The sequence below is a fragment of the Ruegeria sp. CDSC085 genome, assembly GCF_059610465.1.
Genome location: NZ_JBXWNR010000022.1, coordinates 1 through 22,931 on the forward strand (window position 1 = coordinate 1; position 22,931 = coordinate 22,931).

Consider the following 22,931-nt stretch of genomic DNA (forward strand, 5'->3'; position numbering starts at 1 on the left):
TGGCGGTTACGATGAGCCAGAAACCCTCTCTTATCAAATCAACCTAAACTGTCCCATTGGTGCTGACGTCAGACAGTACATGTCAGAGACGCTGTCGACTTCTTGGGCCATATTCAGACGGCTGAAGTTCGAAGACTGGCCAACAGGCGCCGTAAAGTTGGCGAAATCAGCATGGCCACCACGCGTACTTAGAAAAGCAGCCGCAGGGTAGAAACGCGGCCCGGCAATGGTCCCGGTGTCGATTGCGCGGCGAAGACCTCCATTAGCGCCACCTGCATCTCTTACGGTGGTAAAGCCTTGCATTAAGTACATCTCAGCCATTTGAGTGCCGTGAATCGCGAGGTCTTCCCAAGTGCTGTTGGCTTCCATTGCGGGCAACGTGGGTCCTGGCAGCATCAGGTGTGCGTGATTTTCGATGAAGCCGGGAGTCAGTGTCCTCCCTTCTCCGTCAATAACCGTAGCATTGGGGGCATCAATCACTTCAGTTGATACGGCCTTAATCAGGTTGCCCTCGACCAATACGCTGGCATTCTCGATGCGCTGTTCACTCACTCCATCGAAGATGTGCACGTTGGTAAACAACGTTTGGGGTTCTTCCTGATCCTGAGCCTGCGCGGACGCTGAAAAAGCAAAACCTGCAGCGACAATTACCGTCGAGCAAAGCGACATTCGTAGACCGGACATAAGTTCTCCCTTCATATTCGTGTTTTGCAAACTGTAGTCCGAAATATCTTGGGTCGGTTGCCATTTTTGAATTAGAATGTTCGAATGTGATTGTAAAAATGGCCACCGACAAAAAATACTAATCCTCACAAGGGTGACGAGCTTGCCTTTCAACTCCACCTCTCAAGAGCATAGCGAAGGCTTTATTCGCCTCTCCTTAGCTGCTCCGTTTTTGCAATATCTCACCGAACGCAAGATCAATCCGCAACCAGCATTGGACCAGGTCGGATTGAAAGCCGAACTGTTGTCTGACCCATCCGTGTTCGTTCACTCAGAGCTGGTCTACGGTTTGGTGAATGCCTTCTCAGACGTGTCCGGGGATCGATACCTTGGATTGAACGTAGGGGAGACATTTGACCTGCAAGAGTGGCCTCCGTTCGCTCAAGCCCTGCAATCGACAAAAACGCTGTTCGAGTTTTTTACCCGCTTTATTGGGCTTGTACCGCAAGAGTCCAATTCTGTGCGGCACAACCTTGTCATTGAAGCAGACAAAGCGACGTATCGTATCGATAGGCAACAGGAACCAACTGTCCCACCCATTCAGGTTACCGGTTTTGGTGCCGCAATCTATGTACGTCTATTGCAGACCGTCGTTGGAGATTCTTGGGATTCTTCCCGTGTGCGATGGGAAAGCAGATACATCAATGGTCTGCCTATCGACTACAAGGGGATCGAGATTGGCCTTGGGTCCGATCCCGGCATGCAAATTAGTTTTCCTGTGCAATGGTTATTTTTGCACCATGTCTCAGAGGTCTCTGCCAGGCCCATAGCCTCGCCTCGACAAGAGGGAGAAGTAACCGTGGTGGCAGCTTTGCGATCTGTCTTACGCGAAAAACTGGATGAAACCGATTTGGGACCAGAGGTGGTGGCTGGATTTCTGGGAATACAGCCGGAAAGGTTTCTGAAAGCGCTTCAGCGGCAAGGCACAACGCTATCCCGCGAAATCAAACGGCTCCGTGTTGATGTCGCCAAGGAGCACCTCAAAGAAGACCAGATGACGATTGCGGAGATTGGTCTGATGCTCGGCTATTCTGACAAGTCCCACTTCACTCGCTTTTTCCGAGGCCAAACCGGGATGACACCGACCAAGTTCCGCCTCGGTGTATAGTTACGTTGCGAATACTTGGGCTGTTTTTCCACTACATAGCAAGTGCGGGCCGACAAGAATTTGCGACACACTTTTTGGAGCCCCTATCTAAGGATCACAGAGGGACAAATGCCCCCATAGCCCCTTCGGCGGTGCATGCAGCGCTGCGCCACCGCTGCACCAACTCTTTGTTTCAGTTCGATCAACGACAGACCTGATCTCAGAAAGCTGTCAAATAATCTTGATACGTCCAGAAGATTGTGCAACCTTCAAGCCACTGACAACACTAGACATCTCTTCAAGATAGTGCTGGTTGCGGCAGTGGAAAACAGCACCTTGTTGCACGTGCGGATTAGGATAGAGCGCTTCGTTTACACCGAAGATGTCGGGAGTTCGAGTCTCTCATCACCCACCATTCTCCCGTCAAAGCATCAGCATTCAAACAATATCGAAATGCCGAGGCGCAGTTGCAACCGATTGCAAGTCGAGATCGATGATGCATAATGCACCAGCAATGCCACACTTATCTGTTTCCCTGCCCCACTACTATCGGAGTTCCCCGGCGTGAGTGTAACTCTGAAAGACGTGGCCGCTTTGGCCGGCGTTTCACGATCCGCCGTGTCGCGCACCTTTACTGAAGGTGCCTCGGTTTCTGCAAAAACGCGCAGCAAGGTTGAAAAGGCGGCCCGTGAGCTGGGCTATAGTCCCAATGCCCTGGCGTCGTCTCTGACGACCGGGCGCACCAAACTGATCGGATTGATTTCGAACAACTTTCACAACCCGATTTTCCTGGAAGTCTTCGATCAGTTTACACGCGCCCTGCAGGAACGCGGCCTGCGCCCGCTGATCGTGAACCTGACGGACGAAACCGAACCTGCCAACTCTGTCCGAATGCTCCGCCAATACTCGGTTGACGCAGCTATCGTGGCATCCTCGACGTTACCGCCCAGTTTTGCAAAGGCCTTTCATGATGCGGGTGTACCAGTGGTGCACACGTTCGGCCGGTCTGCCACCTCGCCCGAAGTCCATGTGGTCGGGATCGACAACGTGGAATGCGGACGCATGGCTGCGCGCGAGCTGGTCGCGCGGGGCTATGCCAGTGTGGGCTATCTGGGCGGGCCGCAGGATGCGACCTCGTCCCTGGACCGGCAACGGGGCTTCATTGAAGAAATGGCCGGCCATCCGCAGATTCCGGTCAGCCACTCCTTCGCCGGGGCCTATTCCTTCGAAGCGGGGCGGGCCGAGATGCTGCGCCTGCTGGCCGGTGATCCGGCGCAGGCCTATTTCTGCGGCGATGACATCCTGTCGATCGGGGCGCTGTCAGCGCTGGCCGATCACGGGCTGAAACCGGGCACCGATATCGGAATCATCGGCCTGAACGACATGGAGATGTCGCGCTGGGAATATATCAACCTGACCACCATCCATCAGCCGATCAAGCAGATCATCACTTCGTCCGTGGATCTGGTCGTCGAGATGTTGAAAGAGCCTCAGCGTTATCCCGAAGCCCGAATTTTCCCCTGCCGGGTGATTGAGCGGGGCACTCTACGGCCCCGCGTCTGATCAACGAAACATTGGCGGGCGGGCATCATGCCAAGCGCCATCTGCTTTGCCCGAAGCAACAGCCGCGTGAACGGCGGCGATCGATCGCACACCATCAGCAGCATCGGGCAGCCCATCCCGGCTTTCACCGCGGATTGCATCCGCCAGATCGCAATAGATATTGGCGACGGCCAGTGGGAACCCCTCGGGGTGCGCGATGGCGACACGTGACAGGCGCTGAGCTTCGCCATGCAGACTGCCCTCGCCCTTTTCTATGATCTGTGTACGCCCACCAACGGGTGTATAGATTAATTGGTTGGGCTGCTCAGACGCCCAGCGCAGCCCGCCGGTTTCGCCAAAGACCTGTATGTCAAAGCCATGCTGGCGCCCGATCGCCACAGAGGATGTCCAAAGACGCCCGACTGTGCCGCCTTCCATACGAAAGTTGATCATTGCATCGTCTTCCAGCTCCCGGCTTGCGATCGTTGAGGCTATATCGGCCGAAAGCGTCTTCACCTCATCATCGCAGATAAAACTGGCCATATGCAGTGCGTGAATACCGCAATCGGCAAACTGCCCGGAAACGCCTGCCATCGCAGGGTCATAGCGCCACCGCACACGCGGATTGTCGGCATCGGTGGCATCCCCGTGGTGGCCATGGCTGAAATTGGTCACCACAAGACGCACCTGTCCGATTTCGCCCGCGCGCACCATCGCGCGGGCCTGACGTACCATGGGATAGGCGGAATAGCAGTAGTTCACCGCGCAGATCTTTCCCGATGCTTCGGCAACGCGGACTATTTCCTCACCCTCTTCCACGGTCATGGTCATCGGCTTTTCACACAGGACATTGAAGCCTGCTTCAAGATACGCCTTGGCAATCTCGAAATGGGTCGAGTTGGGTGTGGCGATGGTCACCAGGTCAACCCGGTCTTCACGGTCTTTCTCGCCTGCCAGCATCTCTTGCCAGTCTCCATAGGCGCGATCGGTGGCAACACCCAATCGCTGCGCGTATTCCCGGCCGGTTTCGGGCCGGTGATCCAGCGCGCCAGCGGCAAATTCAAACAGCCCGTCAGCCTGTGCCCCCAAGCGGTGCGCAGGACCAATCTGGCTGCCTTCACCACCACCGATCATGCCCCATCTCAACTTAAACATGGTCATTGTCTCTCATTAAAGCTTTTAGGTTGAGCGATCAGAAATCGCAGATGTCTTTCCACTGCCGCTGATCTGACGACGCCAACGCGGCAGCAAGCACGCGGTTGACCTCATGCCCGTCGCGAAAAGAGGGCCAAGTGGCTTTTCCGGTATGGATGGCCTGCAGAAAATCTTTGGCCTCGATAATGATCTGGTCCTGATAGCCCGTTCCGTGGCCCGGACCCTGGCAGAAAGGCTCGTAATCCGGATGCGCCGGGCCGGTCAGGATCTTGGCAAACCCGCGCGTGGCTTCGGGCCCTTCCCGCTTATACAGCCACAGCGCGTTCTGGTCTTCCTGATCGAACCGGATAGCGCCCTTTGTTCCAGATATTTCATAAGCATAGCCCATTTTTCGCCCCGTCGCGACGCGGCTGAAATACAGGTTGCCCATAACCCCGTTTTCGAACCGGCACATCATCTGGGCGTGGTCGTCGTTTGTCACCTCACCACCAGGTCGGGTTTTGTGAACCGTTTCAACATCCGCCATCACCTGTGCGATGGGTCCAACCAGTGCCAACGCACCGTTGACCATGTGCGGTGCCAGATCTCCGATTGTGCCATTGGCCATGCCTGTCGTGCGCCAGGTCGCCGGAGCTCGCGGGTCGGCATAGAAATCTTCGGTGTGCTCCCCCCGGAACCAAGTGACATCCCCAATCTCTCCGTCGGCGATCAGCTGGCGGGCGAATTGGCTTGCGGGCGTGCGAATATAGTTGAACCCCACCATGTTGACCGCACCCGAAGCCTCGGCAGCAGCAACCATAGCCTGGCTGTCCGCAAGCGACGCGCCCAATGGCTTTTCACACAGAACCGGTTTGCCCAGTGCAAAAGCCGCTTCGGCAATCTGACGATGCGTGGATTGAGGCGAGGCGATGACGATTGCCTCGACCTGTGGGTCCTCAACCAATACACGCCAATCGTGGGTCGCGCGTTTGTACCCGTAGGCTGTGCTGTATCGTTCAGCGCTATCGGGGCGGGACGAACAAATGACCTCCAGTCGGGGTCTCAATGCCGTGTTGAACACTGCACCGACCGCAGACATGGCTACGGAATGGGCCTTGCCCATATAGCCGCCGCCGACGATTCCAATTCCGATTTCAGGCATCTGCAACGGCTCCGAACATATCATTTGCAACCGGTTGCAAAATCAGTATCGTGTGAATCGATTCAACGCAAGGTCCAAACTTTGCCGACCCCACTCTGCCGGAGGACAAAACTTGAGCGCTTTGATGGATGGTATCAAAGGAAACCGCTTCGCCGTTCTGGGTCGTGCAGGTATGGACCTGTACGCCGAACCGATCGGCGTCAGAAGCGAGGATGCCGACACGTTTCATGCCGACCTTGGGGGGTCTTCCGCGAATATTTGTGCCGGGTTGGTCAAGTTGGGCAGTGAGGCGTCGCTGATCACGTCCGTCTCGGATGATGCGATCGGACGGTTCTGTCTGAACCGGTTGCGGCATTACGGTGTGGACACATCCTATATCCGCGTTCTGGGCGGCGAATACCGCATGTCTCTGGCCGTGTACGAAAGCCGGATCGAGAACTTTCAGAATGTGATCTATCGTAATGGGGCCGTTGATTTCCAAGTCACCGAAGAGGATATGGACAGGGTCGATTATTCATCATTCTCGGCAATCATCTCGGCTGGGACGGTCTTTGCGTCCGAACCGTCGCGCAGCGCTACATTCCGGGCCTTTGAGAACGCCCGGAACGCAGGCCTGCCGATCATCTTCGATATCGATTACCGCCCCTACAGCTGGCCCTCACCCGAGGTGGCTGCCGAAGTTCTGTCGCGGGCTGGTGACGCCAGCGACCTGATCGTCGGCAACGACGAAGAGTTCGGGTTCATGGCCGGCGGCATCGAAAAGGGTTTTGCCAAGGCCCGGGAACTTGCTGAAAAACCCGGTCGGATCATCATCTACAAGATGGGTGAAAAAGGCGCTGTCACCTTGGTGGACGGGCAAGAACTTCGAACCGGTATTTACCCGGTCACTGCTGTCAAACCCAACGGGGCTGGCGACAGTTTCATGGCGGGTCTGTTGGCTTCGATCGCCGCAGGGCACGATCTAAAAGACGCCGTCATGCGCGGTTCGGCCTGCGCGTCGATCGTGGTGTCGCATCCCGGTTGCGCGCCCGCCATGCCGACGACCCCGGAACTGGACGCGTTCCTCGCTTCTCATCCCGGCCCGGCCACATAGGAGAACTCCATGCATATCGCGCCCTACGATAACCAGAACAAACCGATCGTCGACGCAAATGATCCAACTGTCCCACTGAACTATTTCAACATCGTAAAACTGAAAAAGGGCGAGGCCTTCGAATACCAGGCCCCGGGCTATGAGACCTGCATCGTGCCTGCCACCGGCAGCGTCGACGTGGATGTCGAGGGCGTGCGCTTTGCCCATCTGGGCAACCGAGGCGAGGACGTATGGGATGGCGAGCCCGAAGGCGCCTATGTGCCGTCGGGGGCCAGGGCGCAGATGGTCTGCGTCTCGGAGACGGCCGAGGTGTTCGTGGCCGGCGCCAAATACGACAAGGTGCTGGACCCGTTCGATGTGCGCGAACACGACCTGGTGCAATATGGCAGCGATGACACCAAGACGCATCGCAAGATCAAGCACATCCTCGGCCAGAAACAGCATGACATGGTCGGCCGCCTGCTGGTCAGCGAGCTGTTTACCGTGGGTCAGGGCGGCTGGTCGGGCTTTCCCAGTCACAAGCACGACACCAACCGCCTGCCGGACGAGACCCGGCATGACGAAACCTACAATTTCCGTTTCAAGCCCAACTGGGGCTCGGGCCTGCAGATGTTGCAGCGCGAGGACAACGAACCCGGCGATGCCTACCATATCGTCGATGGCTCCACGATCTGCATCGACAAGGGCTATCACCCCTGCTGCGTGCTGCCGGGATACGAGATGTATTACTTCACCATCCTTGGCGGGCTGACCCAGCGGTCTCTGGTGCAGTATTTCCAACCCACCCATGCCTATCAGATCGAGACCATTCCGGGCATCAAAGACATGATCGCGAAGTTCAAATGACCCTCGTCACACTGAAAGACATCCTGCAACCCGCTTATGAACAAGGCTATGCCGTGGGCGGGCTCGTGACGCTGGGCTGGGAAGACATGCGCGCCTATGTGGCCGCGGCCGAGGCGGAAAATGCACCGGTTATTTTGCAAGCCGGTCCCAGTTGCCGTGAGCACACGCCGCTGCCCGTTCTGGGCAAGATGTTCCGGTATCTCGCCGAAAACGCCTCGGTTCCGGTCGTTGCCCATCTGGATCACGGCTACACGTTCGAGGACTGTAAGGTCGCCCTCGACAGTGGTTTTACGTCGCTGATGTTTGACGGATCACGCAAGCCCTTGCAGCAGAACATAGATGAAACCGCCGCGATTGCTGAGATGGCCCACTCAGCCGGGATTTCATGCGAAGGAGAGATCGGCTTTGTGGGGTATTCCGGTGGTGAAGGATCAAACGGCACCGACCCCGAAGAAGCCGCGAAGTTTGCACGCGAAAGCGGTGTCGACGCGATGGCGATTTCGGTTGGCAATGTTCACTTGCAGCAAAACAAAGAAGGTGGCCTGGATGAGGCGCGTGTCGCCGAAATCGATGCCGTAACCGAAGTGCCTTTGGTCATTCATGGCGGGTCCGGTGTGCCGGTAGAGCAGCGTAAGAAGCTGGCGCGCGAGACCTCGATCTGCAAGTTCAACATAGGAACCGAGCTGCGTATGGCATTCGGAAATGCCATGCGTGAAGCCGTCAATCGTGATCCTGAACGTTTTGACCGCGTCACGATCCTGAAGGAAACGCACGACCCGGTTGAGGCCGCTGCCCGCACCGTGATCCGGACCTTTGGCGCCCCGCCGCAAAGGTAAGATGCCCAATCTTTCTTAAATCGTAAAGGCTGCGCGGAACGCCTCAAGCGCCGTTTCCGGGTCGCCCGCAGCAAATGCCTCAAGGCTGACAGGTCCACGGTACCCCCTGTCATTGAGCGCCCGCGCCACGGCGGCATAGTTGATCTCACCGGTTCCCGGCTGGCACCGCCCGGGATTGTCGGCCACTTGTATCTCTCCGATCCAAGGCAGGCAATTCTCGCACCAACGGATCAGATCGCCTTCCCCGATCTGCGTGTGATAGAGGTCCAGATTTATGCGCAGGCTCGGGTGGTTCACAGACGAAACCAACGCCAGAACATCCTTGGTCGAACCAAAAGGACAACCGGGATGATCCAGCAGATTCAGGTTCTCCAGCGTGAAAACGACATCCTGTTCTTCCACCAGATCACAAATGCGGCGCTACGTGTCCCGCGCTTTCAGCCACATATCGCCGGTCACAACGTCGTGCTGCCAGAGCGGTATTCCACCATCGCCCAAACCGGTACCGTGCAGGTTCAGACGATCCACACCAAGACGGTTGCCAATCTGCACCGTCTCACGCGCGGATGTCAGGAGCATGTCAGCCCCTAAATCATCCGCAAGACGGCCCTGAAGATAACCATTCATGATCGTGTAGTTCGCGCCAACGCATTCAAGATTCACCATATCCCAAGCCGGCCAGTTCCATAGGCCAACTCCAAACCCCATCTCGGTCAGCCACGCGGCACGCCACTCCATGGGTTTGTCGAGCCAAAGCATTTCAGCACATGCCGCAAGTTGAAAAGGTTGAGGCATGTCAGCTCTCCAATTGTCCAGATTGGTTCAGATCGAGCCACCTTCGACCATGAAATTCCCCGCACTGCACATGGCCGCGTCATCCGAGGCCAGAAACAGGACCATGCGCGCCACATAGACCGGCTCAATCGGGTCCGGCAGACATTGACGATCCACCTGCTTGGCCAGCGCCTCAGGCGTGACCCACAGGTCTTTCTGGCGGTCGGTCATGATCCAGCCCGGCACCACCGTGTTCACGCGAATACGATGATCGCCCAGTTCACGCGCCATGGTGCGGGTCAATCCATGGACTGCGGATTTGGCGGTGGCATAGGCCGGAAAACCCGCACCTGCCTCCCACCACGAATTCGAGCCGATATTGACGATCGAACCCGCACCCCTGGCTATCATGCCGGGCGCCACTGCCTGAATGGCAAAGAACATGTGACGGATATTGGTCGCCATGCGCTCATCCCAGTAGTCCGGCGTCACTTCGCGCCAGTCATGACGATCATCCCGGGCGGCGTTGTTGACCAGCACGTCCGCGGCGCCCAGCTCCTCGACCAGTTGCCCCAACGCCTCTTGCATAGCTTCGATATCGCGCAAGTCGCACTGCACAAAAGCGTGTTCACCGTCCAGGCCAGACAGTAGCGCGAGTCCGGCGTCGGCATTCAGATCCAGAATACCGACCTTTGCCCCTTGGTCGGCAAAGGCCCGAACGGTTTCAGCGCCAATTCCTCCAGCCCCGCCCGTGACAAAAACCGTTTTTCCCGCAAGGCTTGGGTAATTGGCAAAATCTCTGTTCATCCGTCACGCTCCATGATCCATTCAACCTCTGGGGCTGGTACAAACCGCCATTTTCGCAGCGACCCGGCCATGACGTTAAGATAGTACATCTCAAATCCATAGGGCGCGCCACAAGGGTGATGGCCGCGCGGAACAGTAACAACATCGCCATCGGAAAGGGCCATTGTCTCATCCAGGTGACCATCATCTGTATAGACCCGCTGAATTCCGAACCCATTGGAAGGGTTGAGCCGGTGGTAGTAGGTCTCCTCCAGATATGTGATGCGAGGATAATCATCCTCGTCGTGACGGTGACTGGGATAGGACGACCAATGGCCATTTGGAGTGAACACCTCGGTCACCAGCAGGCTGTCTGCGTAGTCCTCATTCTCCATGGCGATATTGTTGATGTATCGCGTATTTACCCCTTTGCCGCGTTCGGTCAGGGTTATGCCATCAGGTCCAATCCGACGCGCCGTATGACCGCCCTTACCCGGCGCCGAACAGATGGCCACAACGCAGTCGGTTTCCGCCACGGCCTCCCACTCGGTTCCGTTGGGCAGATACAGGCAATGCGGCGGCGTCTTTTCGAACACGTTCATCCGGTCGCCCAAAATGCCCCAGTCCTGGCCTGCCCCGGTGATCTTTGCCTTGCCTTCGACCATCACCAGAATGACCTCACGATCCCCGGTTGCCTCGGCCGCCCTGTCGCCTGCCTTTAGATGATAAAGGCCAAAGCCCACATATCGCCATCCCGCGCTGGCCGGAGTGATGTCATGTACCTTGCCACGGGTTCCAAACGGTTTCTTCAGCAGGTCTGCCATTCTTGTTCTCCTTATTGGGCGGGCCCACAGGGTCCGCCTGAATTGTATTCAAGCAGCTTGCCTTGCCCGCAGGGCAGAAAGAGCCTCGGATAGCTGTTCCTTCTTCCATCCTTCGAAAACGGCCCGTCTCAGGATGTCAGCCTGGCTGTCGGGCGCGTTGCCTCCAATCGGTGGATCAGTATCCAGATTGGTCGGGAACGGATAACCTTCAGCTGTTGCAGCAATCGCTGCATCCAGTTCCCTCGCAGTCAAAGCCCCACGTTGTTTCAGGGCGACAAGCGACAGGAACACAGCCTGCGACATGGAATGCCGATCAACCATCTCCATCGCACAACCGAAGGGGGATGAGATTTGCAGCAGGTTTGCCATGCGATTGATGTCGGTGCTGCTGTTCTCGCCCGCTGCATGGAACAGGGCCGGATTGAAGAACACCGCGTCACCCTTTTCCAGAGGCACCTGGATACAGCTGTCTTCGAAATACGCACGGTGCGCTTCATCGTGGAACGCCAGATAGCCCGATGGGTAGAGCTGCGAGAACGGCAACAACTTGGTCGGGCCGCTTTTCACCGGCATGTCACAATGCGCAACCGCCCCTTGCAAGGTCAGCGAGGCCGTCACCAGATGTGCATGGGCCGGATACCGGGCCGCGCTTTCGGCGCTTTGGAACCCAAGGTGGTAGTCCCGATGCGCCTGTTGCGCCTTGCCACCGGGGCGCACCTGATTGATCTGAGCGGTCACCTGATAGTTCGGCCCAAGCCATGCTTCACATGCCGCCGCAATCGCCGTGTTCCCGAAATAGAGCGCAAAGCCCTCGGGGTCGCGCAGGCATTGCTTTTGCAGCGCGTTCCACACCCGGTCATTCGCGCCCGAGGCGGCAAAGTGATCGCCCTCACCCGCGCTACCCTGGCGTTCTTCTTCGATGATTTCACGAAATACTTCCGTCGCCCGGTCAATGATCGACGTGTCCGGATACGCCCCTTTCAGGGCGATCACACCGGCGGATTTGCCCAGCACCCGGCCCCATTCCGCCAGCAAGGCCCTACGCGTATCAGGCTGTTCCAAACCGGAACGCAGTGCCTGCATATCATAGACGGGCACGTTCTTTTCGACGGAGACGGCAAAAGGCACCGTCTCGGTCGAAAGGCTCTGAGAGGTCAACACCTTGAATTCGTCCAGATCACAGGATTCCCGGTCGAAATAGCCGACATATCCAAGGTCCTGATGTACCATGACGTGCTCCTCTCTCATGGCTTCGGTGTTGCCCCGTGAGGCGGTGATTTAAGCGGTGATTTCCAACCCTGCGTTGCCACAAACCTCGACAATGTGGTCAAAGCCAATTTTGGAGTACTCACATGGCGGCGCCTTGGCGGGGTCCTGCTCTGCCTCGACCACAATCCAGCCGTTGTAATCCATTGCTTTCAACGCATTGGCCACGGCCTGAAAGTCGATGCATCCATCACCCGGCACTGTAAACGCACCTGCGATCACCGCATCCAGGAAACTTCGATTGTTCTCGCGTGTGTCCTGTACGATTTCGGGTCGGATATCCTTGAAATGTACGTGATGAACCCGGTCGCCCCAACGGTTCAGTGTGGCCATCACATCGCCGCCGCCAAACAGCAGATGGCCCGTATCGAAGCACAGCTTCAATTCGGGGCCGGAACCCTCCATCAGCCAGTTCACTTCATCTTCGCTTTCGATGATCGTGCCCATATGATGGTGATAGGCCATCGGCATGCCCTGATCTGTCATCCACTTGGCAAGTTCGGTCAGCTTGCCCGCATAGGCCAGTACCTCATCCTCCGAAAGTTTGGGGCGATCATTGACAGGTGTTCCGATCTGCCCCTGAACGGTATTGGAACACTCGGCGTAAACGATACATGGGCTGTTCAGCGCGACGAATTGTTCGACCTGTTCGCGCACGACGCCGATCTCGGCGTCAAGGTCATTGACCAGAGTGCTGCCCGAGCACCAACCACCACACAACGCTATGTTGTTGGCATCCAGATACGCGCGCAGCCCTTCGGTGTCGGCGGGCATCCTCTGGCCGCGTTCGACACCTGTGAAACCGATCTCGCGCGCTTCTTTCAGCGCCTGCTCCATCGTGTAGGCTGCGGTCAGGTCCGGCAGGTCGTCATTCTGCCAGGCAATCGGAGAGATACCGATCTTCACGCTCATTTCGTGTTTCTTTCCTTGATGGCGGTTTCATAGGCCGCACGTTTTTCATTCACTTCAGGGCGGACGCTGACCTCGGGCACCGCCACTTCCCACCACGTTCCGCCATATTCGGTCGATGGGTAGGGATCGGTGTCGATCACTACGACATAGGGGCCTTTGACCTCACCGCGTTTGGCCAGCGCGTCTTCAAGCTCGGCAATTGAACTGACCTTGACCGAGGTAGCCCCCATCGCTGCCGCATGGGCGGCAAAATCGATGGCCGATGCCGTTTCGTGTACGGTGTGGTCGAGAAGGTTGTTAAACTCGGCCCCGCCTGTCCCCATTTGCAGACGGTTGATGCAACCAAACCCCCGGTTGTCCGTGACGACAACGGTGAACGAGATCCCCATCATCGCCGCCGTCGCCATTTCCGAGTTGGCCATCATATAAGTACCGTCACCGGTAAAGCAGATCACGTCGCGGTCCGGCTGGGCCATCTTGATGCCCATGGCACCGGCGATCTCATACCCCATACAGCTGAAACCATATTCCATGTGATAGGCACCGGGGCGCGGCGCTTTCCACAGCTTGTGCAACTCACCCGGCATCGTGCCGGCGGCGCACATCGCAACAGTGTTTTCATTGGCAGCCCGCTGCACTGCGCCGATCACCTGCATATCCGTGGGCAGTGCATTGCTGTCGGTGGGTGCATCCGTCAGCGCATCAACTTTACCGAACCAATCAGATTTCAATATCGCGGGCAGATCAGGCGCACGATGGTCTGCCAACGCTTCGCTGAGTTCACCCAGACCAACCCGAGCGTCGGCCTGCAACGGCATCGCTCCGTGCTTTTCGGCGTCATAGGCGGCGGTGTTCAGGCTGATCAACTCACGCTGAGGGTTCGCGAACAAACCCCATGACCCAGTGGTGAAATCCTGAAACCGGGTGCCAACGCCCAGCACAAGATCCGCCTTTGCACAGATGTCATTGGCGGGTTCGCCCCCGGTCACACCAACAGGACCAAGGTTGAGCGGATGATCCCAGGCCAATGCGGACTTGCCGGCCTGTGTCTCTGCCACCGGGACGTTATGTGCTTCGGCAAAGCGCTGCAACGCGGCCGTTGCGTCCGAATAATGCACACCTCCGCCTGCAACGATAACGGGACGCTTGGCGGCCTTGATCGCGGCAACGGCACGGGCCAGTTCACCCTCATCCGGGCGAATGCGGCGCTGATACCAGACGCGTGGCTCAAAGAAGCTTTCGGGATAGTCATAAGCTTCGGCCTGCACATCCTGACAAAAGGCCAGCGTCGCCGGGCCGCAATCCGCCGGGTCCGTCATCGTGCGGAAGGCGCGTGGCAGAGCCGTCAGCAGATGTTCCGGGCGGGTGATGCGGTCGAAATACCGGCTGACCGGTCTGAAACAGTCATTCGCACTGATGGTTCCATCCGAGAACACTTCGGGCTGCTGCAAAACCGGATCGGGGCCACGCGTCGCAAACACATCGCCAGGCAGCAATAAAACAGGCAGGCGGTTTACATGGGCCAGAGCAGCCGCAGTGACCATGTTGGTGGCTCCTGGTCCGATTGACGACGTGACCGCCATCGCGCGGCGCCGACCCAACTGCTTGGCATAAGCAATCGCGCTATGTGCCATGGTCTGTTCGTTGTGACCGCGATAGGTCGGAAGACTGTCTCTCACGCCATGCAGTGCCTCACCCAAACCAGCCACGTTGCCATGGCCAAAAATCGCCCACACACCTGCGATAAAAGGCTCTCCGGCCTCGTTCATCTGCGCCCCGAGATAGCGCACCAGAGCCTGCGCCGCGGTCAATCGGACTGTTTTGCTCATCATGATCCCTTTCAACTCGGAGCCGCTGTTGGCGGTCCGCGGGTTGTCTCATTTGCGAAGGTGTCAGGCCTTTTACCAGAGCCTGAAAACAGAGTGACGTCAGGTGCCACCGCCCGATGGATGCCCCCGTGGGGACATCCGGATATTTTGTTTTAAACAGTACCGCCCAGCGATCCCTCAAGCTCGGCCATTTCCTGACCGCCGGCCATCAGATCCTGCAGCTGTTCCGGTGTGATTTCGCCGCGCGTGGCCGTACCCAGTGTTTTGCCACGGTTCAGTACGGTAAAACGATCGCCCACCGCCAGCGCATGGCGCACGTTGTGGCTGATGAAAACCACGCCGACACCCTGGCTGCGCACCCGGTCGATTGTGGCAAGAACATTAGACGTCTGACGCACACCAAGCGCCGAGGTCGGTTCGTCCAGGATCAGGATCTTGGCGCCGAAATACACCGCCCGCGCGATGGCGACAGTCTGACGTTCGCCACCTGACAATGTACCGACAGCCTGATCCGGTCCGCGCAGATTGATGCCCATCTTGCGCATCTCTTCCATGCAGACGTCGTTTGCATGATCCACATCGAACCGCTTGAGCAGCCCTTTACCCTTGGTAGGTTCACGCCCCATGAAGAAATTGCGCGTCACGCTCATCAGCGGGATCATCGCAAGATCCTGGAACACGGTTGCAATGCCCGCTTCCATGGCATCGCGCGGCGTGTCGAAGTGAAGCGGCTTGCCTTCGAACATGATCTCGCCCTTGGTGGGCTTGTGTACCCCGGACATGGTCTTGATGAAGGTGGACTTTCCCGCACCGTTATCGCCCAGCAGGCAATGGCATTCACCGGGTTTGACGTCAAAGCTGACACCAGCTAGCGCGATGATATTGCCAAAGTGTTTTTCGATGTCTTTCATCTGTACGATGGGCGCCTGATCGCCGACGGCATCGCCATGGTGGAACTTGGTGTCTTCGGTCATATCAGCGCTCCCCGGTTACGCGCTTACGGATCGCGTTGTTGAATAGAACGGCAATCAACAGCATGGCGCCCAGGAAAACCTGGAACCAATCCTGATCAAAGTCGGTATAGGTCAGGCCGATGACGACCATGCCAAAGATGATCGAGCCGAAGAAGGCACCGATGGCCGAGCCATATCCCCCAGTCAGCAGGCAGCCGCCGATCACCGCGGCGATAATCGCCTCAAATTCTTTCTGGAACCCCCGCCGCGCATCGGTCGAGCCTGCGTCCATGACGGTTATGATGGCCACCAGAGCGGCGCAGCAGGCCGTCAGCATGAACAGTGAAACCTTGACGCGGCTCACCGGAACACCTGAGTTGGATGCAGCGGTGCTGTCACCACCCGAGGCGAAAATCCAGTTCCCGACCGGGGTGCGCAACAGAACGTAGGTTGCCGCCAGTGTAATGAAAATGAACCACAGGATTTCGACGGGAATTCCCGGGACCTTGGGCGCGCCGCTTTTGAATGTATCTATCATGCCGTTGGCGGCCAGCCATGCGAACAGGCTGCCGAATGCTTCGCCCGAAAAGAAAGGAGCCAGCCAGTCGTTTTCGACCGCATCGCGTACACCGCGCAACTGGGTCGAACCGCCTGTTGCCATTTTCAGGCCGACCAGTGACAGGCCACGAAGGATGAACAAAAACGCCAGCGTTACAATGAACGATGGCAGGCCCGAACGGATCACGATATTGCCGTTGATCGCACCAACACAGGCCGCGAATACGAATGTCATTGGGATGGCGAAGATCAGTGGCAATTGCCAGGTCACGACACAGACGCCGAAAAACAGCCCCGAGAACGCAACCATCGATCCGATTGACAAGTCGAACTCTCCGCCAATCATCAGTAGTGCGGCGCCGATAGCCAGGATGCCCAACTGCGCCGCAGGGGTCATGAAGTTCATAACACCAGCAAGGGTGAACATCGATTCATCTGCGGTGATCGCAAAGAATAGGAAAACCAGAACAGCACCGGCAATGGCACCCAACTCGGGTCGTTTCATTAGTTTGGCTAGGAATGGTTCTTTCTTGACCCTTTCGTCCGACAGGACGGGCGCTGTTTCACTCATGGTTTCCTCCCAATTCGGTGAGACCGGCGCGCTGGCGCCGATCCTGTTGTTTGCCGGATCGCGCCGAAATCAGCGGATGCCCTGTGCGGACAGTTCGATGACCTGAGCGGCCTTTTCCTGAGTGATCAGGTTCGGACCCGAAGGCACGTCGCCGCCCGGCATCAGGCCGTACTTGGCGTGCAGACCCATGAAGTTCACGGACAGATAACCCTGAAGGTACTGCTGCTGGTCGATGGCAAAGGCCGCATCGCCATCAACGATTGACTGCAGGAAGTTGGCCGACAGGTCGAACGAGGCAACATTCACATCCCGCCCCGACGCTTTGGCAGCAGCGACAGATGGCTCGCCGGCCGAGCTTGCGCCCAGAGCCATAACGGTATCGACGCTTTCGTCAGAAGCCAGCGCGGCAGCAACCTTGGACTCGATCTCGGACGGATCGTTCGAGGTCGGCAGAACGGTTACCTTACCGCCAAACCCTTCGGTGAAACCTTCGCAGCGCAGGTCAAGTGACACGTTGCCAACCTCGTGGTTGACACAGATCGCATTGGAGCCACCCATCGACGCCAGTTCTTCACCAGCTGCTTTCCCTGCATCGTATTCGTCCTGACCTACGTGCAGCAGAGCACCCAGTTCCTTGGCCACTTCCGCGCCCGAGTTGATCGAGATCACCGGGATACCGGCGGCAACCGCGCGCTCGATTGAGGGGCCAAGCGCGTCCGCATCCGGGATCGAAACGATCAGCCCGTCGGGTTCCTGGTTCACGGCGGCGTCGATCAGCTGCGACATGGCCACCATGTCAAAGGTTTCAGGCGCACGATATTCCACGTTCACACCGATATCTTTACCGGCCTGCTCGACACCGTTTTTCACGACGTTCCAGAATGCGTCGTTTGCCTGGCCATGCGACACGACCACGATTTCTTGTGCAAACGCGGGCGTGGCCAAGGCCAATGCCCCCGCAGCAAGCGCGCCTTTAACGAATTTCTTCATTTCAGTTTCCTCCCATTGGTTCAGTCTGATCTTCTGTTGGGGTACCGGCCCCAATCATCCGGCTGTGCCGAATCTCCGTGGCTGCGGCGCTGGGCCGAGCTGGCGTAAGTTTGAAGAATTTCGATCATTTTGCAACCGGTTTCAAAATTTCTTCCATTCGAACCGGTTTTCCTGTCTGCGCTGACACGGTTGCAGCCTCGGCCATCGCCAGTGCCGCAACACCATCTTTCAATGTCACCGGAACGTCGGATCCGCCTTCAACAGCTTCGACGAATGCGGCCCATTCCACGCGGTACGCAGGCATGTAGCGCTCCAGGAAGAAATAGGTTGGTTTGGCGCCCACAACACCGTCTGCCGTTGATTTTACGACTGTGTTTTCCAGTACATTCCGAGCCTGCAGCAACCCCTCAGAACCCAACAACTCGACCCGCTGGTCATAGCCATAGGCCGCGCGCCGTGAATTCTTGATGACTGCAATCCGGCCATCCGCGTAGGACATTGTAACTACGGCTGTGTCCACATCTCCTGCAGCGCCAATCTCGGCGTCCACAAGCGAAGATCCAACCGCCGAGATGGTATCGGGAACCTCCCCCATCAGGTAGTTTGCCATGTCAAAATCATGAATCATCATGTCTCGAAACAACCCACCAGACACTTTTACGTAGCTTACCGGCGGTGGTGCTGGGTCAAACGAGGTGATTGAAAGCAATTCCGCCTTACCAATTTCACCCGCGTCCAACCCCGCCTTCAAGGACGCGAAATTGGGATCGAATCGCCGATTAAATCCAATCATTACCGGCTTGCCTCGTCCCGAGACAGTGTTCAGGCAATCCGTGGCACGCTGAAGGTTCAGATCAACAGGCTTTTCGCACAGAACAGCCTTGCCTGCGCCGGTCGCAGCTTCGATCAGATCAGAATGCGTGTTGGTTGGAGTTGCGATCAGAACCGCGCCAATCTCCGGATCCGCAAGGATCTCTTCAGAGCGGCGCGCTTCGACCCCATGATCGTTGGCCAGGCTCGCCGCAGCTTCGGGCAAGGCGTCGGAAACGGCACTGAGCGTGCTGCCCGGATGAGATACAATCGCCTGTGCATGAACACGCCCGATGCGCCCGGCGCCCAACAATCCGACCTTCAACATGCAACTCTCCCGAATCTTGTTATTGCGCGCAACAATGATTCTCTTTGCAACCGGTTGCAATATTTTTTTTCACTACCTCAGAGCTTTTGCTCCCAAAGCCCAAAATCCCCTCGAAAAAGCAGCGACATGATCCCAGATCCCGAACTTTCAGCAACACTCCACACGCTGAAATCCGCGCATTGGCCGCCCTACGGGAATCCCCCAATTTCGGAACACGGTGAATCAGGTTAATGTTTAGTTAAGGAACACACTACCACTCTGTGACCCCTAAGAAGGGCTGGCATGACCCCCTCGTCCAGCCCTTCCCCCCCACCCAGCAGCCACAAGAAAGCGGCGGCCCCAACGGCCCGGTGCTTTCATTGAAATTGGCGTTCGAGAATGGCGATCCCTGAAGGACTCGAACCCTCAACCTGCTGATTAGAAGTCAGCTGCTCTATCCAGTTGAGCTAAGGGACCGCTGCAACCTTCTTGCGGTTTTTACGCGCGGGGTTCAAGAGCCAAGCGCATGAATGCGCTGTTCGGATCGTCGCTGTACCCAAAGATCGGTCCGCAGTAGGAATAGCCCAACGCTTCATAGAGTTTACGAGCGGCATCATACTCCGGAAGATGCTCTGCCCCGGTTTCCAAAACCAGGGCTTCGACACCTTCAGCACGCGCCAGTTCTGCCAAATGGATCATCATGACGCGCGCCAGTCCGCGCCCACGCGCCTGCGCAAGGATATGTACCGATTTCACCTCGGCCGTACCATCGGGCAGCGCTTTCAAAGCGCCGCAGCCCAAAGCCTGCTTGCCGTCGTAGATCGCACAGAATCGAATCCCCGGTCCGGCCAGTGACTCGGCGCTCATCGTGTGGTTGCTTTCCGCAGGGCCCGCTGATTCGCTGTGGGCGAAATGCGCTTCGACAACCGGGCGCAACACGTCCGAAGTCGGGTCGGCCTCGCGAATGTCGATCATTCAGTGTGTCCAGGGTGCACGCCGGTCGGTGGCGAAGTTTTCCCCGTAGCCCCGTGCGCGCAGGTTGGGTTTGCGCTTGTGCGGCTCGCTGACCTGCGCGTCGATACCATTGTCACGAGCGTAATCAATCGCCTCTTTCTTGGTGTCGAATTTCAGACGTATCTGGGTTTGCGTGTCATTGGATGACGTCCAGCCCATCAGCGGATCAACCTCACGTGCCGAAGCAGGGGCATATTCCAGAACCCATTTGCGGGTTTTGGCCATCCCCGAGGTCATCGCATTCCTTGCAGGCTGGTAAATCCGTGCGCGCATGTCGCCTCTCCGTACTCACTTGGCTGAACCTGTTTATGCGTCAGAGCGCAGCCCGGGACAAGACAACAATTGTCGCGGATCACCGAAGCCCGCCAATGCCAGAAACTGTCATCAGGACCAACTATGATTTTCGAAAAATCAGCCGAAGGATAAAACAGATGATCCATCGCGAACGCACTATGGACGTCGACGCAAACCCCGGGAACATCTTGGCGATGCCCTCGACCGAAGCCCATGCCGTGATCGCCGTCAAACCGATGATGACGAAGGCTCTCGACGGCGAGCTTGCCGCGTTGGCCGGTAAGATTGGTTCGGATCACGATCCGGATGCGTATCTGCCTAGTATCAAAACTGGGAGATTTGTACCGGATCAGCCCTTGCAGTTGGACAAAATAAGAACAAATGTAGGAGCCTGATCCGGAGCCTGCCCATGCCATACGCCCATTCCGACAAGACCCAAATGACAACCGAAGATGTTCGGGCCCGCCTGAAACTGGAAGGCGGCAAACAGTTTGTCATGCATACGGAGTTCGCCCCCGCTGGAGACCAGCCAACCGCGATCAAGGAGCTCGCAGGCGGTCTTCTGGATGGGGAGCGTGATCAGGTTCTGTTGGGGGCGACCGGTACGGGCAAAACCTTCACCATGGCCAAGGTGATCGAGGAAACCCAACGCCCGGCGATCATCCTCGCACCCAACAAGACACTGGCGGCGCAGCTTTATGGTGAGTTCAAGGGGTTTTTCCCGGAAAACTCGGTCGAATACTTCGTCTCCTACTACGACTACTACCAGCCCGAGGCCTATGTCGCGCGGTCGGATACGTATATCGAGAAAGAATCCCAGATCAACGAACAGATCGACCGGATGCGCCACTCGGCTACGCGGGCGCTGCTGGAACGCGACGACGTGATCATCGTGGCCTCGGTCTCGTGCATCTACGGTATCGGCTCGGTCGAGACCTACGGGGCGATGACGCAGGATCTGAAGGTCGGAAACGAATACGACCAGCGGCAGGTGATGGCCGATCTGGTGGCCCAGCAATACCGCCGCAACGATCAGGCGTTTCAACGCGGGTCGTTCCGGGTGCGCGGCGACTCACTGGAAATCTGGCCCGCCCACCTTGAGGACCGCGCCTGGAAATTCTCGTTCTTCGGAGAGGAGCTTGAAAGTATCACCGAGTTCGACCCGCTGACCGGCGAACGCGCCGCAACGATGGAGCAGGTGCGCGTCTACGCCAATTCCCACTACGTGACGCCGAAACCCACGATGCAGCAGGCGATCATCGGCATCAAAAAGGAACTGCGCACGCGCCTCGACCAACTGGTGGGCGAGGGCAAACTGCTGGAAGCCCAACGGCTGGAACAGCGCACCAATTTCGATCTGGAAATGCTCGAGGCCACCGGCGTCTGCAACGGCATCGAAAACTACTCGCGTTATCTGACGGGCCGCGCACCGGGCGAGCCGCCCCCGACCCTGTTCGAATTCATCCCCGACAACGCCATCGTCTTTGCTGACGAATCCCACGTCTCTGTCCCGCAGATCGGCGGCATGTACCGGGGCGACTATCGGCGCAAATTCACGCTGGCCGAACACGGGTTCCGCCTGCCGTCCTGCATGGACAACCGTCCCCTCAAATTCGAGGAATGGGACGCCATGCGCCCGCAATCCGTCTTTGTCTCGGCCACCCCCGCCAAATGGGAGATCGAACAGACCGGCGGCGTTTTCACCGAACAGGTGATCCGCCCCACCGGCCTCCTGGACCCCGAAGTCGAAATCCGCCCCGTTTCGATGCAGGTCGACGACCTGCTGGACGAGGTGCGCAAGGTTGCCGCCGATGGTTACCGCACGCTGGTCACCACGCTGACCAAACGCATGGCCGAGGATCTGACCGAGTACTTGCACGAACAGGGCATCAAGGTCCGTTACATGCACTCGGATATCGACACGCTGGAGCGCATCGAAATCCTGCGCGACCTGCGGTTGGGCGCCTTCGACGTACTGATCGGCATCAACCTGCTGCGCGAGGGACTCGACATTCCCGAATGCGGGCTGGTCGCCATTCTGGATGCGGATAAGGAAGGCTTCCTGCGATCGGAAACCTCGCTGATCCAGACCATCGGCCGCGCCGCGCGGAACGCGGACGGACGGGTGATCATGTATGCCGACAAGATCACCGGCTCGATGGAGCGCGCGCTGGGGGAAACCAACCGTCGCCGCGCCAAACAGCTTGCCTATAACGAGGAACACGGGATTACCCCCGCGACGGTGAAAAAGAATGTCGAGGACGTTCTGGCCGGGCTCTATCAGGGCGACGTCGACATGAACCGCGTCACCGCCACCATCGACAAACCGATGCACGGCGCCAACCTTGAGGCCCATCTGGACGGTCTGCGCGACAAGATGCGCAAAGCCGCCGAGAACCTGGAATTCGAAGAGGCCGCCAACATCCGGGATGAGATCAAACGTCTGGAAGCGGTCGACCTCGCCATCGCCGACGACCCCACGGCGCGCCAATGGGCGGTCGAGAAAGCGTCAGAGGATGCGGTGAAATCGCGCGGACGATCAACGGCTGGACGGCCGGGGCAGCGGGGTGGGAATGTTAAGAGAAGGAAGCGGTGATACAACCCTATCGACCTGCTATTT

Annotated in this window: 23 protein-coding genes and 1 tRNA gene; 7 read left to right on the forward strand and 17 right to left on the reverse strand. The window is 57.7% G+C overall.

From position 1 onward, the window contains the following. Positions 1-33: 33 nt before the first annotated feature. Complete coding sequence (locus AC2FJB_RS20155) at positions 34-837, reverse strand: amidohydrolase family protein (protein ID WP_496818956.1); 804 nt, start codon at positions 835-837, stop codon at positions 34-36. Here AC2FJB_RS20155 and AC2FJB_RS20160 point away from each other — a divergent pair. Continuing rightward, positions 827-1,831 (forward strand): AraC family transcriptional regulator, encoded by a 1,005-nt coding sequence (locus tag AC2FJB_RS20160; RefSeq protein WP_299901438.1) that lies wholly within the window; start codon positions 827-829, stop codon positions 1,829-1,831. The two genes, AC2FJB_RS20155 and AC2FJB_RS20160, sit on opposite strands and share 11 nt — an antisense overlap. A gap of 543 nt (positions 1,832-2,374) precedes the next feature. After that, positions 2,375-3,373: a LacI family DNA-binding transcriptional regulator gene (locus AC2FJB_RS20165; protein WP_299639828.1), complete on the forward strand. Its 999-nt coding sequence runs from the start codon at positions 2,375-2,377 to the stop codon at positions 3,371-3,373. Here AC2FJB_RS20165 and AC2FJB_RS20170 read toward each other — a convergent pair whose 3' ends face one another. Together AC2FJB_RS20170 and AC2FJB_RS20175 are read right to left on the reverse strand one after the other, a co-directional pair. After that, a complete protein-coding gene (locus AC2FJB_RS20170) occupies positions 3,374-4,507 on the reverse strand; it encodes a Gfo/Idh/MocA family protein (protein ID WP_496720409.1) in 1,134 nt (377 codons plus the stop codon). Between the two features lie 37 nt (positions 4,508-4,544). Continuing rightward, entirely contained in the window at positions 4,545-5,648 is a 1,104-nt protein-coding gene (locus tag AC2FJB_RS20175; RefSeq protein WP_496685392.1) for a Gfo/Idh/MocA family protein, read from the reverse strand. 124 nt (positions 5,649-5,772) lie between these two features. Between AC2FJB_RS20175 and iolC the strand changes: the two genes are divergently transcribed. From iolC to AC2FJB_RS20190, 3 genes are read left to right on the forward strand one after another with little or no spacing between them, the layout of a single operon-like run. Next, the gene (iolC, locus tag AC2FJB_RS20180) at positions 5,773-6,741 is read left to right on the forward strand and encodes a 5-dehydro-2-deoxygluconokinase (RefSeq protein WP_496720410.1); all 969 of its coding nucleotides are present in this window, start codon (positions 5,773-5,775) and stop codon (positions 6,739-6,741) included. A gap of 9 nt (positions 6,742-6,750) precedes the next feature. Then, positions 6,751-7,587 carry a 5-deoxy-glucuronate isomerase gene (locus AC2FJB_RS20185; RefSeq protein WP_496720354.1) on the forward strand — a complete coding sequence of 279 codons (837 nt, stop codon included), beginning with the start codon at positions 6,751-6,753 and terminating at the stop codon, positions 7,585-7,587. Then, complete coding sequence (locus tag AC2FJB_RS20190; RefSeq protein ID WP_496720356.1) at positions 7,584-8,423, forward strand: class II fructose-bisphosphate aldolase; 840 nt, start codon at positions 7,584-7,586, stop codon at positions 8,421-8,423. Before AC2FJB_RS20185 ends, AC2FJB_RS20190 begins: the two co-directional genes overlap by 4 nt. A 15-nt stretch (positions 8,424-8,438) precedes the next feature. On the opposite strand, the gene AC2FJB_RS20195 is transcribed toward AC2FJB_RS20190, so the two are convergent. The 14 genes from AC2FJB_RS20195 to AC2FJB_RS20260 all read right to left on the reverse strand — a co-directional run bounded on the left by AC2FJB_RS20195 (position 8,439) and on the right by AC2FJB_RS20260 (position 20,290). Beyond that, positions 8,439-8,837, reverse strand: a complete 399-nt coding sequence (locus tag AC2FJB_RS20195) for a TIM barrel protein (protein WP_496720412.1) — start codon at positions 8,835-8,837, stop codon at positions 8,439-8,441. 6 nt (positions 8,838-8,843) lie between these two features. After that, positions 8,844-9,218, reverse strand: a complete 375-nt coding sequence (locus AC2FJB_RS20200; protein WP_496720358.1) for a hypothetical protein — start codon at positions 9,216-9,218, stop codon at positions 8,844-8,846. 27 nt (positions 9,219-9,245) lie between these two features. Further along, entirely contained in the window at positions 9,246-10,004 is a 759-nt protein-coding gene (locus AC2FJB_RS20205) for an SDR family NAD(P)-dependent oxidoreductase (RefSeq protein ID WP_496720360.1), read from the reverse strand. After that, entirely contained in the window at positions 10,001-10,807 is an 807-nt protein-coding gene (gene iolB, locus AC2FJB_RS20210; protein ID WP_496720362.1) for a 5-deoxy-glucuronate isomerase, read from the reverse strand. The genes AC2FJB_RS20205 and iolB overlap by 4 nt, the downstream gene beginning before the upstream one ends. A 48-nt stretch (positions 10,808-10,855) precedes the next feature. After that, complete coding sequence (locus AC2FJB_RS20215; RefSeq protein WP_496720363.1) at positions 10,856-12,037, reverse strand: phytanoyl-CoA dioxygenase family protein; 1,182 nt, start codon at positions 12,035-12,037, stop codon at positions 10,856-10,858. A gap of 48 nt (positions 12,038-12,085) precedes the next feature. After that, on the reverse strand, positions 12,086-12,985 hold the full coding sequence (iolE, locus tag AC2FJB_RS20220; RefSeq protein ID WP_496720365.1) for a myo-inosose-2 dehydratase: 900 nt from the start codon (positions 12,983-12,985) through the stop codon (positions 12,086-12,088). Then, the gene (gene iolD / locus AC2FJB_RS20225; RefSeq protein WP_299901408.1) at positions 12,982-14,814 is read right to left on the reverse strand and encodes a 3D-(3,5/4)-trihydroxycyclohexane-1,2-dione acylhydrolase (decyclizing); all 1,833 of its coding nucleotides are present in this window, start codon (positions 14,812-14,814) and stop codon (positions 12,982-12,984) included. The genes iolE and iolD overlap by 4 nt, the downstream gene beginning before the upstream one ends. Positions 14,815-14,966: 152 nt before the next feature. Continuing rightward, positions 14,967-15,788 (reverse strand): ATP-binding cassette domain-containing protein, encoded by an 822-nt coding sequence (locus AC2FJB_RS20230; RefSeq protein ID WP_117872290.1) that lies wholly within the window; start codon positions 15,786-15,788, stop codon positions 14,967-14,969. 1 nt (position 15,789) lies between these two features. After that, positions 15,790-16,896 carry an ABC transporter permease gene (locus AC2FJB_RS20235; protein ID WP_496720368.1) on the reverse strand — a complete coding sequence of 369 codons (1,107 nt, stop codon included), beginning with the start codon at positions 16,894-16,896 and terminating at the stop codon, positions 15,790-15,792. A 69-nt stretch (positions 16,897-16,965) separates the two neighbouring features. Further along, on the reverse strand, positions 16,966-17,886 hold the full coding sequence (locus AC2FJB_RS20240) for a sugar ABC transporter substrate-binding protein (protein ID WP_496720370.1): 921 nt from the start codon (positions 17,884-17,886) through the stop codon (positions 16,966-16,968). A 124-nt stretch (positions 17,887-18,010) separates the two neighbouring features. Next, the gene (gene iolG / locus AC2FJB_RS20245; protein WP_496720372.1) at positions 18,011-19,024 is read right to left on the reverse strand and encodes an inositol 2-dehydrogenase; all 1,014 of its coding nucleotides are present in this window, start codon (positions 19,022-19,024) and stop codon (positions 18,011-18,013) included. A gap of 379 nt (positions 19,025-19,403) precedes the next feature. Beyond that, positions 19,404-19,480: transfer RNA gene (locus AC2FJB_RS20250), tRNA-Arg, on the reverse strand. A 21-nt stretch (positions 19,481-19,501) separates the two neighbouring features. Further along, positions 19,502-19,978 (reverse strand): GNAT family N-acetyltransferase, encoded by a 477-nt coding sequence (locus AC2FJB_RS20255; RefSeq protein WP_496720374.1) that lies wholly within the window; start codon positions 19,976-19,978, stop codon positions 19,502-19,504. Continuing rightward, positions 19,979-20,290, reverse strand: a complete 312-nt coding sequence (locus AC2FJB_RS20260; RefSeq protein ID WP_496676313.1) for an ETC complex I subunit — start codon at positions 20,288-20,290, stop codon at positions 19,979-19,981. Between the two features lie 158 nt (positions 20,291-20,448). On the opposite strand from AC2FJB_RS20260, the gene AC2FJB_RS20265 reads away from it, so the two are divergent. Beyond that, positions 20,449-20,706, forward strand: coding sequence for a hypothetical protein (locus AC2FJB_RS20265; protein WP_162896869.1), 258 nt, complete (start codon positions 20,449-20,451; stop codon positions 20,704-20,706). A 14-nt stretch (positions 20,707-20,720) separates the two neighbouring features. Then, entirely contained in the window at positions 20,721-22,907 is a 2,187-nt protein-coding gene (gene uvrB / locus AC2FJB_RS20270) for an excinuclease ABC subunit UvrB (protein ID WP_496720376.1), read from the forward strand. Positions 22,908-22,931 lie beyond the last annotated feature (24 nt).

Bases quoted from the DNA above. Each gene is read 5' to 3' on its own strand.
- AC2FJB_RS20170 (WP_496720409.1), bottom strand. From the start codon at position 4,507: ATGTTTAAGTTGAGATGGGGCATGATCGGTGGTGGTGAAGGCAGCCAG.
- AC2FJB_RS20175 (WP_496685392.1), bottom strand. From the start codon at position 5,648: ATGCCTGAAATCGGAATTGGAATCGTCGGCGGCGGCTATATGGGCAAG.
- iolC (WP_496720410.1), top strand. From the start codon at position 5,773: ATGGATGGTATCAAAGGAAACCGCTTCGCCGTTCTGGGTCGTGCAGGT.
- AC2FJB_RS20185 (WP_496720354.1), top strand. From the start codon at position 6,751: ATGCATATCGCGCCCTACGATAACCAGAACAAACCGATCGTCGACGCA.
- AC2FJB_RS20190 (WP_496720356.1), top strand. From the start codon at position 7,584: ATGACCCTCGTCACACTGAAAGACATCCTGCAACCCGCTTATGAACAA.
- AC2FJB_RS20200 (WP_496720358.1), bottom strand. From the start codon at position 9,218: ATGCCTCAACCTTTTCAACTTGCGGCATGTGCTGAAATGCTTTGGCTC.
- AC2FJB_RS20205 (WP_496720360.1), bottom strand. From the start codon at position 10,004: ATGAACAGAGATTTTGCCAATTACCCAAGCCTTGCGGGAAAAACGGTT.
- iolB (WP_496720362.1), bottom strand. From the start codon at position 10,807: ATGGCAGACCTGCTGAAGAAACCGTTTGGAACCCGTGGCAAGGTACAT.
- AC2FJB_RS20215 (WP_496720363.1), bottom strand. From the start codon at position 12,037: ATGGTACATCAGGACCTTGGATATGTCGGCTATTTCGACCGGGAATCC.
- iolE (WP_496720365.1), bottom strand. From the start codon at position 12,985: ATGAGCGTGAAGATCGGTATCTCTCCGATTGCCTGGCAGAATGACGAC.
- iolD (WP_299901408.1), bottom strand. From the start codon at position 14,814: ATGAGCAAAACAGTCCGATTGACCGCGGCGCAGGCTCTGGTGCGCTAT.
- AC2FJB_RS20230 (WP_117872290.1), bottom strand. From the start codon at position 15,788: ATGACCGAAGACACCAAGTTCCACCATGGCGATGCCGTCGGCGATCAG.
- AC2FJB_RS20235 (WP_496720368.1), bottom strand. From the start codon at position 16,896: ATGAGTGAAACAGCGCCCGTCCTGTCGGACGAAAGGGTCAAGAAAGAA.
- AC2FJB_RS20240 (WP_496720370.1), bottom strand. From the start codon at position 17,886: ATGAAGAAATTCGTTAAAGGCGCGCTTGCTGCGGGGGCATTGGCCTTG.
- iolG (WP_496720372.1), bottom strand. From the start codon at position 19,024: ATGTTGAAGGTCGGATTGTTGGGCGCCGGGCGCATCGGGCGTGTTCAT.
- AC2FJB_RS20255 (WP_496720374.1), bottom strand. From the start codon at position 19,978: ATGATCGACATTCGCGAGGCCGACCCGACTTCGGACGTGTTGCGCCCG.
- AC2FJB_RS20260 (WP_496676313.1), bottom strand. From the start codon at position 20,290: ATGCGCGCACGGATTTACCAGCCTGCAAGGAATGCGATGACCTCGGGG.
- AC2FJB_RS20265 (WP_162896869.1), top strand. From the start codon at position 20,449: ATGATCCATCGCGAACGCACTATGGACGTCGACGCAAACCCCGGGAAC.
- uvrB (WP_496720376.1), top strand. From the start codon at position 20,721: ATGCCATACGCCCATTCCGACAAGACCCAAATGACAACCGAAGATGTT.